11 protein-coding genes and 1 pseudogene are annotated in these 15,429 nt (G+C 59.5%); 11 read left to right on the top strand and 1 reads right to left on the bottom strand.

Annotated elements, in window-relative coordinates; all coding sequences use genetic code 11:
* Nucleotides 1-31 precede the first annotated feature (31 nt).
* The 10 genes and pseudogenes from L9059_RS12210 (at nt 32) to trpE (ending at nt 12,438) form a co-directional block, all read left to right on the top strand.
* A pseudogene (locus tag L9059_RS12210) lies at nt 32-2,427 on the top strand (PAS domain-containing sensor histidine kinase).
* A 142-nt stretch (nt 2,428-2,569) separates the two neighbouring features.
* Nucleotides 2,570-3,211, top strand: coding sequence for a response regulator (locus L9059_RS12215; protein ID WP_247291161.1), 642 nt, complete (start codon nt 2,570-2,572; stop codon nt 3,209-3,211).
* Between the two features lie 256 nt (nt 3,212-3,467).
* Complete coding sequence (locus L9059_RS12220) at nt 3,468-4,592, top strand: ABC transporter ATP-binding protein (RefSeq protein WP_247291163.1); 1,125 nt, start codon at nt 3,468-3,470, stop codon at nt 4,590-4,592.
* 46 nt (nt 4,593-4,638) lie between these two features.
* Nucleotides 4,639-5,682: an ABC transporter substrate-binding protein gene (locus L9059_RS12225; RefSeq protein ID WP_247291165.1), complete on the top strand. Its 1,044-nt coding sequence runs from the start codon at nt 4,639-4,641 to the stop codon at nt 5,680-5,682.
* A gap of 181 nt (nt 5,683-5,863) precedes the next feature.
* Nucleotides 5,864-7,111, top strand: a complete 1,248-nt coding sequence (locus tag L9059_RS12230; protein ID WP_247291167.1) for an ABC transporter permease — start codon at nt 5,864-5,866, stop codon at nt 7,109-7,111.
* 12 nt (nt 7,112-7,123) lie between these two features.
* Nucleotides 7,124-7,948 carry an ABC transporter permease gene (locus tag L9059_RS12235; protein ID WP_247291169.1) on the top strand — a complete coding sequence of 275 codons (825 nt, stop codon included), beginning with the start codon at nt 7,124-7,126 and terminating at the stop codon, nt 7,946-7,948.
* Between the two features lie 218 nt (nt 7,949-8,166).
* Nucleotides 8,167-9,315, top strand: coding sequence for an iron-containing alcohol dehydrogenase (locus L9059_RS12240; protein ID WP_247291171.1), 1,149 nt, complete (start codon nt 8,167-8,169; stop codon nt 9,313-9,315).
* An 80-nt stretch (nt 9,316-9,395) separates the two neighbouring features.
* Nucleotides 9,396-10,070 carry a ribulose-phosphate 3-epimerase gene (gene rpe / locus L9059_RS12245; protein ID WP_008035979.1) on the top strand — a complete coding sequence of 225 codons (675 nt, stop codon included), beginning with the start codon at nt 9,396-9,398 and terminating at the stop codon, nt 10,068-10,070.
* Nucleotides 10,067-10,885, top strand: coding sequence for a phosphoglycolate phosphatase (locus L9059_RS12250; protein WP_247291173.1), 819 nt, complete (start codon nt 10,067-10,069; stop codon nt 10,883-10,885). Before rpe ends, L9059_RS12250 begins: the two co-directional genes overlap by 4 nt.
* A gap of 71 nt (nt 10,886-10,956) precedes the next feature.
* Nucleotides 10,957-12,438, top strand: a complete 1,482-nt coding sequence (trpE, locus tag L9059_RS12255) for an anthranilate synthase component I (protein ID WP_247291175.1) — start codon at nt 10,957-10,959, stop codon at nt 12,436-12,438.
* A 76-nt stretch (nt 12,439-12,514) separates the two neighbouring features.
* Here the strand turns inward: trpE and estP are convergent, their stop codons facing one another.
* Complete coding sequence (gene estP, locus L9059_RS12260; protein WP_247291177.1) at nt 12,515-14,422, bottom strand: esterase EstP; 1,908 nt, start codon at nt 14,420-14,422, stop codon at nt 12,515-12,517.
* A gap of 407 nt (nt 14,423-14,829) precedes the next feature.
* Between estP and L9059_RS12265 the strand changes: the two genes are divergently transcribed.
* Nucleotides 14,830-15,423 carry an aminodeoxychorismate/anthranilate synthase component II gene (locus tag L9059_RS12265; RefSeq protein ID WP_247291179.1) on the top strand — a complete coding sequence of 198 codons (594 nt, stop codon included), beginning with the start codon at nt 14,830-14,832 and terminating at the stop codon, nt 15,421-15,423.
* The last annotated feature ends 6 nt before the right edge of the window (nt 15,424-15,429 follow it).

Genomic DNA, 15,429 nt, shown 5'->3' on the forward strand with positions numbered 1-15,429 from the left:
TAGTCAGTATTTGTCAGTGTGTGGGGCTTTAATGATGTTTGTGCGTTGCCTGTTAATGATCGGCTGTCTGTGGTTTTCCCTGGCGGGTTGGGCTGCGTCCGCGCCCCCTGAGCACCTTGCGCAACTGTCGTCGGCGCAGCGCCAGTGGCTGGCCAGCCATGGCGAATTGCGCGTCGGACTGGTGCTGCAAGTACCCTATGCCCAATACGATCGGCGCTTGCAGCGGCTGTCCGGGGTCAATGTCGAACTGATGAAGTGGGTAGCCAAGTCGCTCAAGGTCGAATTGAGCTGGCGTAATTTCCCCGACCTTGCGCAACTGGAGACTGCCGCACGAGAAGGCGAAATCGATATTGCTCCTGGGCTGGCGCAAACCCCGAGCGGTTTGCGTCTGTGGCAGTTTTCCGACCCCTATATGCGGGTGCCGCAACTGGTGGTCAGTGATCAGAAGAGCGCTGGCGTGGTTGAGTTGGAAGAACTCGATAGCCAGACCCGGGTGGCGGTGCGCATGCCCGGTGCCACCGCTGACTACCTGCGCGGTAACTACCCGCATCTGAATCTGCAAGGCGTACCAAACGAGCGCCAGGCATTGCAACTGCTGTTGAGCCAGCAGGCCAGTTACGCGGTGGTCGATGAGGCGCAGCTCGGGCGATTGTCCGCCGAGCCGGAGTTTGCCGGGTTGGTGGTGGTCGGTGACATTGGCTTGCCGCAATTGCTGCGGGTTGCGACTCGGCGCGACTGGCCTGAATTGGCGGACATCGTCGAGGCGGCGTTGCGGGCGATACCGGCCAAGCACCTCGAACAATTGCACAACCAGTGGTTGCAGCCCAAGTACCCTCGGCTGTCCGAGTCGCCAGGGTTCTGGCAAAACCTGTGCCTGTTGTTTGCGGTGTTGATGCTCAGCAGCATGGCCATCGTCTTCTGGCAACGTCGCCAGCAGCACAGCCTGGAGCAGCGTCTGGCCGCCGCCCGCGAGGACATTGCCTTGCGTGCCGCCAGCGAAGAAGCCTTGCGGCTCACGCAGTTTTCCATCGATCAAAGTACGGTCGGCATCCTGTGGGTGAATTGGGACAGCCATGTGCGCTATGCCAACCGCGCCGCCGAAACCATGCTGGGTTATGCCGCAGGCGGGATTATTGACCGGCCACTGATCGATTTCGAACCCGGCCTGCACATGGATCGCTGGCTGAACTTGTGGAAGCGCGCCCGTGCCAGCGAGGAGGGGCCGCAAAGTTTCGAAACCAACTGCGTTCGGGCGGACGGCAGTATTTTGCCAACGGACGTGTCGTTGAGCTTCCTGCGATTTCGTGACGGCGAGTACCTGGTGGTCTACCTCAACGATGTCACCGAGCGCCGTCGCGCCCTGGCCGCACTGCAGGAAAGCGAAGCGCGGCTGCAGGGGATTGCCGCCAACGTCCCGGGGTTGGTCTTTCGCCTGGAGCGGGCGCCAGTGACGGGGCAGATCGACTTTGCCTATATCAGTGAAGGCAGCGAAACCCTGGTGGGTTACTCCCCGGCGACCCTCGCTCATCGCGACAAAGGACTACGCAGCCTGGTGCATCCGGCTGACAAGCCCAGCTATCACCAGACTCAGGACCTGGCGTTGGACACCGATAGCGACTGGTCATGGCAAGGGCGAATTCTCACCCGCCAGGGCGAACAACGCTGGGCCGAGATCAAGGCCATTACCCGTCGGCTCGATGACGGCGCCTACGTTTGGGACGGCATCGTCTGGGATATCAGCGAGAGCAAGCGCATCGAACTGGAGCTGGCGAGTTCGCGCGAGCAATTGCGGGAGTTGTCTGCGCACCTCGAAAGCGTAAGGGAAGAGGAGAAAGCGCGAATTGCCCGGGAGGTTCACGATGAGCTGGGTCAGAGCTCACCGTGCTGAAGCTGGAGACCTCTATGTGCGAATTGGCCTACGCGCAGCTTGACCCTGGCCTGCAGGAACGTTTGAACAGCATGAAGCGCCTGATTGCTCAGTTGTTCCAGCTGGTTCGAGACGTGGCGACAGCGTTGCGCCCGCCAATACTCGACGCCGGGATCGCTTCGGCGATTGAATGGCAGGCCCGCCGCTTTGAAGCGCGCACCCACATTCCCTGTCTGGTGCAGGTGCCGGACAACCTGCCAGCGCTCAGCGATGCCATGGCCATTGGACTGTTCCGTATCCTTCAGGAGGCGTTGACCAATGTCATGCGCCATGCCCAGGCGCATACTGTCGAACTGACGCTGGTGCATGAAGGCAGCGAGTTGCTCCTGACAGTCAGCGATGATGGCGTAGGATTTGTCGCTACCACCGGTCGCCCTACTTCTTTTGGCGTGGTGGGCATGCGCGAACGGGTGTTGATCATGGGCGGGCAGTTGTCGCTTGAGAGTGAGCCGGGGGAGGGCACGACGCTGATGGTGCGAGTGCCGTTGGATGGGGGCTGAAGGTTTGTGTTGTCAGTCCTGAGGCCATCGCGAGCAGGTTCGCTCCCACAGGGTTTTGGGGCGGTGCTCAGATTGCTGGCGCACCCGAATTCCTGTGGGAGTGAGCCTGCTCGAGATAGATTGTGAATCTGAAATAAGAAGAATGGAGCACAACGTGATTCGAGTACTGGTAGCCGAAGACCACACCATTGTCCGCGAAGGCATCAAGCAGTTGATCGGCCTGGCCAAGGACTTGCTGGTGGTAGGGGAAGCGAGCAATGGCGAACAGTTGCTCGAGGCCCTGCGTCATATTCCCTGTGAAGTGGTGTTGCTTGATATTTCCATGCCCGGGGTCAATGGCCTGGAGGCTATTCCGCGGATTCGCGCGCTGAACAATCCACCAGCAATCCTGGTGCTATCGATGCATGACGAGGCGCAAATGGCTGCCCGCGCTTTAAAAGTAGGAGCGGCAGGTTACGCGACCAAGGACAGCGACCCGGCGCTGTTGCTGACGGCCATCCGCAAGGTTGCGGCGGGTGGGCGCTACATTGATCCTGACCTGGCTGATCGAATGGTCTTCGAGGTGGGGTTGACGGACTCGCGGCCGCTGCATTCGCTGCTGTCAGAGCGTGAGTTCTCGGTGTTCGAGCGCCTGGCCCAAGGCGCGAACGTCAACGACATCGCCCAGCAACTGGCGCTGAGTAGCAAGACCATCAGCACCCATAAGGCGCGGCTGATGCAGAAGCTCAACATCACCTCCCTGGCGGAGCTGGTGAAATACGCGATGGAACACAAACTGCTCTAAGGTTCACTGCAGTCCAATGTGGGACCGTGGTGGCATGTCCATTTGCGACATCCTGAAAAGCCGCTTTTGCCCGTTCTTGCGGCCTGCAGCTTCAAGCTCGCCACAACGCCTATCCATCCCCGCCATCCTTGTAGGGCAATCCCTACCCCCAACCTTCCATCCGGCTGAGGCCATTCTCTCCTGCCCCCCGATTTGCGAGGCTTGCAGCGTCCACTAGGCTTAGTCCACAGCAGTCATCAACAACAAAGGTGTGGGTATGAGCCAGGTCGATTCAAGCGCAGGGGCCAGCGATATTCTGGTTAGCTTTCGTGGAGTGCAAAAGAGCTACGATGGTGAGAACCTGATCGTCAAAGACCTCAACCTGGACATTCGCAAAGGCGAATTCCTCACGCTGCTCGGGCCCTCCGGCTCCGGCAAGACCACGAGCCTGATGATGCTCGCCGGTTTCGAAACCCCGACCGCTGGTGAAATCCTGCTAGCCGGGCGTTCCATCAACAACGTGCCACCGCACAAGCGTGACATTGGCATGGTGTTCCAGAACTACGCGTTGTTTCCGCACATGACCGTCGCCGAGAACCTTGCGTTCCCGCTGACCGTGCGCGGCTTGAATAAGAGTGATGTGAGCGAGAAGGTAAAAAAAGTCCTGAGCATGGTTCAGCTCGATGCCTTCGCCCAGCGCTATCCGGCACAACTGTCCGGTGGTCAGCAGCAGCGCGTGGCGTTGGCCCGGGCCCTGGTGTTCGAGCCGCAACTGGTGCTGATGGACGAACCGCTCGGCGCACTGGACAAACAACTGCGTGAACACATGCAGATGGAGATCAAGCATTTGCACCAGCGCCTGGGCGTGACCGTGGTCTACGTGACCCACGACCAAGGTGAAGCGCTGACCATGTCTGATCGCGTGGCTGTCTTCCATCAGGGCGAAATCCAGCAGATCGCCCCGCCGCGCAGCCTCTACGAAGAACCGAAGAACACCTTCGTCGCCAACTTCATCGGCGAGAACAACCGCCTCAATGGCCGTCTGCACAGCCACACTGGCGACCGATGCGTGGTCGAGTTGGGCCGTGGCGAAAAGGTTGAGGCCCTGGCAGTCAACGTCGGCAAGACAGGCGAGCCGGTGACGCTGTCTATTCGCCCGGAGCGCATAAGCCTCAACGGTTCGAGCGAGTCCTGCGTCAACCGTTTCTCAGGGCGGGTGGAGGAATTTATCTATCTGGGCGACCACGTCCGGGTACGCCTGGAAGTCTGCGGCAAGACCGATTTCTTTGTGAAACAGCCGATTGCCGAGCTCGATCCCGCGCTGGCCGTTGGTGACGTTGTACCGCTTGGCTGGCAAGTCGAACACGTTCGCGCGCTCGACCCACTTCTAGAGGCGAATTGATCGCCCCCCCCTGCAATACCAACCCTGCACGTGGAGAACAATATAAATGTTGAAATCCCTGAAACTCACCGCCCTGGTCATGGGCATGATCGGTGCGGCACATGCAATGGCGGCAGGTCCCGACCTGACTATCGTATCCTTTGGCGGGGCGAACAAGGCGGCGCAGGTCAAAGCCTTCTACGCACCGTGGGAAGCAGCGGGCAACGGCAAGATCGTGGCGGGCGAATACAATGGCGAGATGGCCAAGGTCAAGGCCATGGTCGACACCAAGAGTGTGTCCTGGGACCTGGTGGAAGTTGAATCGCCCGAACTGTCCCGCGGATGCGACGAAGACATGTTCGAGCAACTCGACCCAGCCCTGTTCGGCAAGAGCGAAGATTACGTCAAGGGCGCCATCCAGCCGTGCGGCGTAGGTTTCTTCGTGTGGTCGACCGTGCTGGCCTACAACGCCGACAAGCTGAAAACCGCGCCGACCAGTTGGGCGGACTTCTGGGACACCAAGCAGTTTCCGGGCAAGCGTGGCCTGCGCAAAGGCGCCAAGTACACCCTGGAATTCGCCTTGATGGCCGATGGCGTAGCGCCGAAGGACGTCTACAAAGTGCTGGCCGGTAAAGACGGTCAAGACCGCGCGTTCAAGAAGCTCGACGAGCTGAAACCAAGCATCCAGTGGTGGGAAGCCGGCGCGCAACCGCCGCAATACCTCGCTTCGGGTGATGTGGTCATGAGCTCGGCATACAACGGTCGGATCGCTGCCGTGCAGAAGGAAAGCAACCTGAAGGTCGTCTGGAACGGCGGTATCTACGACTTCGATGCCTGGGCTATTCCAAAAGGTCTGGACAAGGCTCGCGCTGAAGCGGCGAAGAAATTCATTGCGTTCTCGGTCCAGCCGCAACAGCAGAAGACCTACTCGGAAAACATCGCCTACGGCCCGGCCAATACCCAAGCCGTGCCATTGCTGGCCAAGGATGTCCTGAAAGACATGCCGACGACCCCGGAAAACATCGCCAACCAGGTGCAGATCGATGTCAGCTTCTGGGCTGACAACGGCGAGCAACTGGAGCAGCGTTTCAACTCCTGGGCTGCCAAATAATCACGACCCTGTGAGGGTGGGCTTGTCTCACCCTGTGGCAGCGGGCTTGCTCGCGAAAGCAGTGGATCAGTCGACATCTATTGTGAATGTCACTCCCCATTCGCGAGCAAGCCCGCTCCCACACTAAAAGCTCGAGGTGGTTCGCCACCTCTGCAATGACCAAAGATTTCCGGAGTACGCCATGGCCACCGCCATTCCCCTGAACGCGGGCACTGACCCCACCTTGAAGCAGCGGCTCAAGCATGCCGAGCGGATTAACCGCTGGAAGGCACAGGCCTTGATCGCGCCGCTGGTGCTGTTCCTGCTGCTGGTGTTCCTGGTGCCGATTGTGGCGCTGCTCTATAAAAGTGTTGGCAACCCGGAGGTGGTCGGCGGCCTGCCGCGCACCGTGGCGGCCATCGCCAGTTGGGATGGCCGAGGCCTGCCCGCGGAACCGGTGTACAAAGCGGCAAGTGAAGACCTTGCCGAGGCTCGCAAGAATCAGACCCTGGGTGATCTGTCCAAGCGCCTGAACATGGAATTGGCAGGCTACCGCAGCCTGTTGACCAAGACTGCTCGCGCCTTGCCGTTCGCCACTGAGCCGACTTCCTATAAAGACGCGCTGGAAAATCTCGACGAGCGTTGGGGCGATCCTGCCTATTGGCAAGCCGTGCGCCGTAATACCAGCAACATCACGCCATATTACTTGTTGGCGGCCGTCGATCACCGCATCGACGACCTCGGCGAAGTCGCTCCGGCCACTCCGGACCAGGCGATCTACCTCGACATCTTCGCCCGTACCTTTTGGATGGGCCTGGTCATCACGGCGATTTGCCTGGTGCTGGCCTATCCACTGGCTTACCTGCTGGCCAACCTGCCATCACGGCAAAGCAACCTGTTGATGATTCTGGTGCTGTTGCCCTTCTGGACCTCGATTCTGGTGCGAGTCGCGGCGTGGATCGTGTTGCTGCAAGCGGGTGGCCTGATCAACAGTGGGCTGATGGCCATGGGCATCATCGACAAGCCGCTGGAACTGGTGTTCAACCGCACCGGGGTCTACATCTCGATGGTGCACATCCTGCTGCCGTTCATGATCCTGCCGATCTACAGCGTGATGAAAGGTATTTCGCCCACCTACATGCGTGCTGCGATTTCCCTGGGCTGCCATCCGTTCGCCAGTTTCTGGCGGGTGTACTTCCCGCAGACCTATGCCGGTGTAGGTGCCGGTTGCCTGCTGGTGTTCATCATCTCCATCGGTTACTACATCACGCCGGCATTGCTGGGCAGCCCGAACGATCAAATGGTCAGCTATTTCGTCGCCTTCTACACCAACACCAGTATCAACTGGGGCATGGCGACCGCACTGGGGGGGCTACTGCTGTTGGCGACCGTGGTGCTTTATCTGATTTACAGCTGGCTGGTAGGCGCCAGTCGCCTGCGCCTGAGCTAAGGGGAGAACGAAATGCTGAGTCCTTACATGTCGCCCATCGAACGGGTGTGGTTCTACAGCCTGCGGATTCTCTGCGGCCTGATCCTGATGTTCCTGATTCTGCCGGTGCTGGTGATCATCCCGCTGTCGTTCAACTCGGGGAGTTTCCTGGTATATCCGCTGCAAGGCTTTTCGCTGCAGTGGTACCACGACTTCTTCGCTTCGGCGGAGTGGATGCGGGCATTGAGGAACAGCATCATCGTGGCGCCAGCGGCGACGGTGATCGCGATGATCTTCGGGACGCTGGCGGCGATCGGCCTGACCCGGGGAGACTTCCCCGGCAAGTCATTAGTCATGGCCCTGGTGATTTCGCCGATGGTAGTGCCGGTGGTCATCATCGGTGTGGCGAGTTATCTGTTCTTCGCTCCATTGGGACTGGGCAACAGTTTCTTCTCGCTGATCGTGGTGCACGCCGTGTTAGGTGTGCCGTTTGTGATCATCACGGTGTCGGCGACGTTGCAAGGTTTCAACCACAACCTGGTGCGCGCTGCCGCAAGTCTGGGCGCTTCGCCGCTGACCGCGTTCCGTCGCGTGACCCTGCCGCTGATTGCACCGGGGGTGATTTCCGGGGCGCTGTTTGCCTTTGCCACTTCGTTTGATGAAGTGGTGGTGACGCTGTTCCTCGCCGGTCCTGAGCAAGCGACGTTGCCACGGCAGATGTTCAGCGGAATTCGCGAAAACCTCAGCCCGACTATTGCCGCCGCCGCGACGCTGTTGATCGCCTTCTCGGTGATCCTGTTGCTGACCCTGGAATGGCTGCGCGGACGCAGCGAGAAACTGCGCACCGCCCAAGTCTAGACACCGATTAATTGTAGGAGCGAGCTCGCTCGCGATGGTCGCTAACGATATTGCTGGGAGCCTGACACCCCGCGTCGTTTTCGAGTTCATCGCGAGTAAGCTCGCTCCTGCAGAGGGTTTGCGTGGGCTCGTTGGTTATTCATGAGCTGAATAGCAGACAACTTCCATTCCCCAGCTACTATTGTTGCCCAGCTCCCTATCTATAAGAGGCTGCGCACATGGGTCTTTCCTCTTTCAAAATCGCCCACAAACTGATCACCGGAGCAGGTGCCATCGAGCAACTGGCCGCTGAGCTCACCCGTCTGGACATTGACCACCCCCTGATCGTCACCGATGCTGCGCTGGTCAAATCCGGCACAGTCGAACTCGCGCTGGCGCAATTGGGCGGTCGCACTTATGAGATCTTTGATCGGGTGTTGCCGGATCCGGAAATTGCCATCGTCGAAGATTGCATGCAGGTCTATCGCGAAGGCGGGCATGACGGGCTCATTGGCCTGGGCGGTGGCAGTGCGATCGATATCGCCAAGAGTGTCGCAGCCTACGCCGGTTATCACGGCGCGCTTGAGGATTTGTTTGGTGTCGACCAGGTGCCGCGCAAAGGCCCGCCGTTGATCGCCATCCCGACCACTGCCGGCACTGGCTCGGAGGTGACCAATGTGGCGATCCTGTCCGACAAGGTCGCGCAACTCAAAAAGGGCATCGTCAGTGACTACCTGTTGCCGGACGTGGCGCTGGTTAGCCCGCAGATGACCCTGACGTGTCCGCGCAGCGTCACGGCAGCGAGTGGCGTCGATGCGCTGGTGCATGCCATCGAATCCTACCTGTCGCTCAATGCCTCGCCCATTACCGATGCCCTGGCCATCGGCGCGATCAAACTGATTTCCGGCGCGTTGCCCAAGGCCTACGCCAACTCATCCAATCTGCAGGCTCGCGAAGACATGGCCACCGCCAGCCTGATGGCGGGTATGGCATTCGGGAATGCCGGAGTCGGTGCTGTGCATGCACTGGCGTATCCGCTGGGTGGACGATTCAACATCGCACATGGCGTCAGCAATGCGTTACTGCTGCCCCATGTCATGATCTGGAACAAGATGGCCTGCGTTGAGCGAATGCAGGATATTGCCGAGGCCATGGGGGTCAGGACTGCTCATCTGAGCGCCAATGAGGCAGCGGAAAAAGCCGTCGAGGCGATGGCTGCGTTGTGTGCTGCGGTCGAAATCCCCCAAGGTCTGCGCAGTTTTGGGGTTCCCGAAGATGCAATCCCGGCCATGGCCTTGGAAGCTGCGGGGATCGAACGTCTGATGCGCAACAATCCTCGTCAATTGAGTGCCGTTGATATCGAGAAGATCTACCGGGCGGCTTACTGATCATCGCAGTCACGTCGCGCGCGTCAAAGCATGAGGTATACAATGCGCGCCATCGTGATTCTGCTCAGAAAAGGTGCGTCATGCAGCCGTTCGTAATTGCTCCGTCGATACTCTCCGCCGACTTCGCCCGCCTGGGTGAGGAAGTGGACAACGTCCTGGCCGCTGGCGCCGACTTCGTGCACTTCGACGTCATGGACAACCATTACGTGCCAAACCTGACCATCGGCCCGATGGTCTGCGCGGCGCTGCGCAAATACGGCGTAACCGCGCCGATCGACGCGCACCTGATGGTCAGCCCGGTGGACCGCATAGTCGGCGACTTCATCGAAGCCGGCGCGACCTACATCACCTTCCATCCGGAAGCCACGCAGCATGTCGACCGTTCCCTGCAACTGATCCGCGAGGGTGGCTGCAAGTCTGGCCTGGTGTTCAACCCGGCGACTCCGCTAGACGTACTCAAGTACGTGATGGACAAGGTCGACATGATCCTGCTGATGAGCGTCAACCCGGGCTTCGGCGGGCAGAAGTTCATTCCTGGCACCCTCGACAAGCTGCGTGAAGCGCGGGCGCTGATCGATGCCAGCGGTCGTGACATCCGCCTGGAAATCGACGGCGGTGTGAACGTGAACAACATCCGTGAAATTGCTGCGGCGGGGGCTGACACTTTTGTCGCCGGATCGGCCATTTTCAATGCACCCAACTACCAGGAAGTGATCGAGAAGATGCGCTCCGAACTGGCGCTGGCTCGTCCATGAGTGGCTTTGAGCAGCTGTTCCCGGGGGCTTTGCCGCGCCTGGTGATGTTCGATCTGGATGGCACGCTGATCGATTCGGTCCCCGACCTGGCGGTGGCCGTGGACAACATGCTGCTCAAGCTCGGCCGCCAGCCTGCGGGGCTCGAGTCGGTACGCGAGTGGGTCGGCAACGGCGCGCCGGTGCTGGTGCGACGTGCGTTGGCCGGTGGCATCGATCATTCGACGGTGGATGACGGTGAGGCCGAAGGCGCGCTGGATATTTTCATGCAAGCCTACAGCGACAGTCATGAGCTGACCGTGGTCTACCCGGGTGTGCGCGACACGCTCAAATGGCTGCACAAGCAGGGCGTGGAAATGGCGCTGATCACCAACAAGCCGGAGCGCTTCGTCGCGCCGCTGCTGGATCAGATGAAGATCGGGCGCTACTTCAAATGGATCATTGGCGGCGATACCTTGCCGCAAAAGAAACCGGACCCGGCCGCGCTGTTCTTTGTGATGAAAATGGCCAACATCCCAGCCTCGCAGTCGTTGTTCGTCGGTGATTCGCGCAGCGACGTGTTGGCGGCGAAAGCGGCAGGGGTCAAGTGTGTCGCGCTCAGCTACGGCTATAACCACGGTCGACCGATTGCCGAAGAATCGCCGGCGCTGGTGATCGACGACTTGCGCAAGCTAATTCCCGGTTGCCTGGATGCGGCCTCTGGGATAACGTTGCCCGACGCTGTCCAACCCCCTTATGGAAACGCCATCGTGGTGGTCACCCGCAAACTCTGGATGAAAGTCATCAAGGCCCTGGCCCGCTGGCGTTGGCGCGCCTGACTCGATTCTGGCCGGCTTTCCGGCGCGTTTGCATACCTGACTGTTAGCACCTCAAGCCACGAGGCTACCCCATGATCCGCGAAGAATTCCTGCGTTTGGCCGCTGCCGGCTATAACCGTATCCCCCTGGCCTGCGAAACCCTGGCCGACTTCGACACGCCGCTGTCGATCTATCTGAAGCTGGCCGACCAGCCAAACTCTTACCTGCTCGAATCGGTGCAGGGCGGGGAGAAGTGGGGTCGTTATTCGATCATCGGCCTGCCGTGCCGCACTGTGTTGCGCGTACACGACCACCACGTCAGCGTGACACACGACGGTGTCGAGATCGAAACCCACGAGGCGGAAGATCCTCTGGCCTTCGTCGAAGAATTCAAGGCACGCTACAACGTGCCGACCATTCCCGGCCTGCCACGATTCAATGGCGGCCTGGTGGGTTACTTCGGTTATGACTGCGTGCGCTATGTCGAGAAGCGTCTGGGCAAGTGCCCGAACCCGGATCCGTTGGGCGTGCCGGACATCCTGCTGATGGTCTCCGATGCGGTGGTGGTGTTCGACAACCTGGCTGGCAAGATGCACGCCATTGTCCTGGCTGATCCCGCGCAGGACGATGCGTTCGAACAGGGGCAGGCACGCCTGCAGGAATTGCTGGAGCAACTGCGCCAGCCAATCACGCCGCGCCGTGGCCTGGACTTCAGCAAGCAGCAAACAGCTGACCCGGTGTTCCGGTCCAGCTTCACTCAGGACGATTACGAAAAGGCCGTCGACACCATCAAGGAATACATCCTCGCCGGTGATTGCATGCAGGTCGTACCTTCCCAGCGGATGTCGATCGACTTCAAGGCGGCACCGATCGATCTGTACCGGGCGCTGCGCTGCTTCAATCCGACGCCTTACATGTACTTTTTCAACTTCGGTGATTTCCACGTGGTTGGCAGCTCGCCGGAAGTATTGGTGCGGGTCGAAGACAACCTGATCACCGTGCGCCCCATCGCCGGCACTCGTCCACGGGGCGCCAACGAAGAAGCGGACCTGGCGCTGGAGCAAGACCTGCTGTCCGACGACAAGGAAATCGCCGAGCACTTGATGCTGATTGACCTGGGGCGCAATGACACCGGTCGAGTATCGGAAATCGGTTCGGTGAAACTCACCGAGAAAATGGTCATCGAGCGTTATTCCAACGTGATGCACATTGTGTCCAACGTCACCGGGCAATTGAAAGCTGGGCTGACTGCGATGGATGCGTTGCGGGCAATTCTGCCAGCGGGCACTTTGTCGGGCGCACCGAAGATTCGTGCGATGGAAATCATCGACGAACTGGAGCCGGTCAAGCGCGGAGTCTACGGTGGTGCGGTAGGTTATTTTGCCTGGAACGGCAACATGGACACCGCCATCGCGATTCGCACGGCGGTGATCAAGAATGGTGAGCTGCATGTGCAGGCCGGTGGCGGCATTGTTGCCGACTCTGTGCCAGCGCTGGAATGGGAAGAAACCTTGAACAAGCGTCGCGCCATGTTCCGCGCGGTGGCATTGGCCGAACAAACCCCGGACGCATGAGTTGACACAAAGGGGGCAACCCAAAAAAAAGCGGCGCCTGTGAGGGCGCCGCTTTTTTTACCTGCCGATCAGCCGATCAGAAATCCAGCGCCACACCCAGGTTTACGCCTTGCTGGGTAAAATCGTCATCCTTGCGAATGATGTAGCTCGCACGCAATGCCAGATCCTTGGTGAGGTTGTGACTCACCCCCAGGTTCACCCGTTGCAAATGACTTTGCGGGGTATAGCCTTCCAGCGTGAAGTCATTGGCCGGCAGGCTGTTGAGGGCGATGTTGACCTTCTGCACATCGTCCTCGTACTCACGCTCGTAGGCATACTCACCAAACACCCTGGTTTGCGAGGTGATCTGGTACTTGCCCTGCAAGCCCACGCCCAGGCGTTTCGAGTCACGGGTCTGGTCATCGAAAGTCAACGCGGTGGCCCGATTGCTTTTCTCTGAATACCCGTCGACTTCCACCTTGGCGTAATCGGCACTGACGAATGGTGACAGGTGCCACTGGCTGCCCGGTTGGGCAATGTCGTAGCCAACGCGAGTGCTGAATGCCCACAGATGCCCGTCAGTATTGCCTTTCTCGGCACCTTCGCTGGCGCCCAGGTCGAACTTGCGCTTGAGGTTGTCGTAGTCCAGTTTTCCACCCGTCAGCGCGGCATCCGCCCACCAGCGGTTCTGCTGGAACTGGGCAAATGCTGTAGCCAGGTAGCTATTGAGCTTGTAGTCCGAGTCGTTATGGCCAGCGTCCAGGTTCTGCCGGTAGAAACCTGCTGCGACACCTAAGCGCCAAGCGTCATTGAGACGATAGCTGCCGCCCACATTGAGGTTGTAACCGCTGCCGTCGGCGCTGGCGCCGCTGCTCTGGCTGTCGAGGTCAAGATGCTGGCCGCCCCCGGCTACAATGGCTCGCCATTGCCCGACCGCTTGCCAGTCTTCCCAGTCCGATTGCCATTGGCTGCGCAGTTCGTCCTGATGCGCGCGTAAAGTGGCGTGGGCCATTTCTGGCAGCAGTGTCAGCTCCCATGGCGCTGCGAGCAGGGAATAGGCGTAATCGGAGATCAGCTTTTGCCCGGCTTCGGTCGGATGGACCCCATCGTTGTAGATCAGCTTGCTCGGGTCTGGTGTGGCACTGTTGATGCCATAGGTGGCGTTTTCCGTGCAGCCACTGCCACTAAAGCAGGTTGCCGTCAGGTTCTGGTCAGTCGCCAGGCCGAAACGTCCCGGATCTGCAAAGGTTTCCTGCAACAGCAGGGGAATATTCAACGGGATGATTTCGGCATTGATGCCCTGCAAGCGCTGCACCAGCTGCAGGTTGAACTGATTGCTGAGCTGGGTGGCTGCGGTTTGCAGGCCGGTGCCATTGATGGCCGGCGTCAGGCCGATGTCCGGCAGCAACCAGACCATCACGTATTTCGCGCCGGCGGTCTGCAGCACTTGCACGCTGTCGGCCAGGCGGTCTGCTGCGGCGTTGGCTTGGGCGGGGCTGAGGATGCGCCCCTGAAGAAAGTCGTTACCACCTCCGGAGAGGTAGTACAGCGCATTCGGATCAGCACGGAAATTGTTCGACGGCAGATAGCCGACCCGGGTGCGCTCCCCTGTAGCGGACTGGGTGGTAATTGAGTCAAGGATCTGGTCGGTGCGATAACCGCCGACCGCCCAGTTGTTGCCATCTGGCAGGCCCTGGTTGGCCCGCACCGCCGACGTCGATGCCGCCGTTTCGTCGGCAGAGTACCCCAGTCGACTACCTAGCAACTGAGTAGAGTTGAGCGCGCGCGACTCACCGCTACCATCCTGATAAACCGGCCCCGTCCGGTTAGTGTAGCGCTGAGTCGCACCGGCCGGCCCGCCCGAGTCGGTAAAGGTCCCGGCATCGTTGAGACTGTCGCCGAACACGACGAAATTGGAGTATGGATTGGGAGCAGCGATCGCTTGGGCGCAGGCCATTGCGAGCAAGCATCCGGCGAGCGGTACAAACAGCGTCTGTTTGATCATGAGCAAGTCCGTTTATTTATTGTTGTAGTGAACGAAACGACAGTACCAAAAAAAACCGGCCTTTTGCCATTGGTCGTGATCCCTTCTAATGATTCGTCTGCGGGCGTCACCGCGATATTGCACGCTTAGCCCAGCTAAGTTACTGTGCCCAAACGTATGAATGAGACCTTCCCCGTGTTGATCATCAGCAAACTCCTGGATCAAGTCATCAAGGCACACGCCCGTTGGCGTTGGCGCGCCTGAATTCTTTGCCGGCCACGCCGGACCTGTACCGATTTACCTTCTATACCCGTTTTACCTGCCGCTTTGCTGGCGCCACTCCAGCACCCGACAAAGCGCAGCGCCCTGCGGGTAATCATCTGAAGGTCATGTTCAAAAATCAGTGAATTCGAGAGGTTTCCAGCGCCATGTTGCTGATGATCGATAACTACGACTCCTTTACTTACAACGTTGTGCAGTACCTTGGTGAGCTCGGCTCCCAAGTTAAAGTCGTGCGCAACGATGAACTCACCATTGCCGAAATCGAAGCCCTCAACCCTGAGCGTATCGTGGTGTCCCCCGGTCCTTGTACGCCGACTGAAGCCGGCATTTCCATCGAGGCCATCAAGCATTTCGCCGGCAAGCTGCCGATCCTGGGCGTCTGCCTAGGTCATCAATCCATCGGCCAGGCCTTTGGTGGTGACGTGGTTCGCGCGCGTCAGGTCATGCACGGTAAGACTAGCCCGGTATTCCACGAGGACAAGGGCGTATTTGCAGGCTTGAATCGACCGCTGACGGTCACTCGTTATCACTCGCTGATCGTCAAGCGCGACACTCTGCCAGATTGCCTCGAACTGACGGCCTGGACTCAGTTGGAAGACGGCTCGGTGGACGAAATCATGGGCTTGCGCCACAAGACACTGAACATCGAGGGGGTGCAGTTTCACCCCGAGTCGATCCTCACCGAGCAGGGCCACGAACTGTTCGCCAACTTCCTCAAACAAACCGGCGGCACGCGCTAAGGACTT

The organism is Pseudomonas violetae (assembly GCF_023072615.1).
In the GTDB taxonomy this organism is placed as follows: domain Bacteria; phylum Pseudomonadota; class Gammaproteobacteria; order Pseudomonadales; family Pseudomonadaceae; genus Aquipseudomonas; species Aquipseudomonas violetae.

Coding starts and splice junctions, on each gene's coding strand:
- L9059_RS12215 (WP_247291161.1), top strand. CDS start 2,570: ATGGAGCACAACGTGATTCGAGTACTGGTAGCCGAAGACCACACCATT.
- L9059_RS12220 (WP_247291163.1), top strand. CDS start 3,468: ATGAGCCAGGTCGATTCAAGCGCAGGGGCCAGCGATATTCTGGTTAGC.
- L9059_RS12225 (WP_247291165.1), top strand. CDS start 4,639: ATGTTGAAATCCCTGAAACTCACCGCCCTGGTCATGGGCATGATCGGT.
- L9059_RS12230 (WP_247291167.1), top strand. CDS start 5,864: ATGGCCACCGCCATTCCCCTGAACGCGGGCACTGACCCCACCTTGAAG.
- L9059_RS12235 (WP_247291169.1), top strand. CDS start 7,124: ATGCTGAGTCCTTACATGTCGCCCATCGAACGGGTGTGGTTCTACAGC.
- L9059_RS12240 (WP_247291171.1), top strand. CDS start 8,167: ATGGGTCTTTCCTCTTTCAAAATCGCCCACAAACTGATCACCGGAGCA.
- rpe (WP_008035979.1), top strand. CDS start 9,396: ATGCAGCCGTTCGTAATTGCTCCGTCGATACTCTCCGCCGACTTCGCC.
- L9059_RS12250 (WP_247291173.1), top strand. CDS start 10,067: ATGAGTGGCTTTGAGCAGCTGTTCCCGGGGGCTTTGCCGCGCCTGGTG.
- trpE (WP_247291175.1), top strand. CDS start 10,957: ATGATCCGCGAAGAATTCCTGCGTTTGGCCGCTGCCGGCTATAACCGT.
- estP (WP_247291177.1), bottom strand. CDS start 14,422: ATGATCAAACAGACGCTGTTTGTACCGCTCGCCGGATGCTTGCTCGCA.
- L9059_RS12265 (WP_247291179.1), top strand. CDS start 14,830: ATGTTGCTGATGATCGATAACTACGACTCCTTTACTTACAACGTTGTG.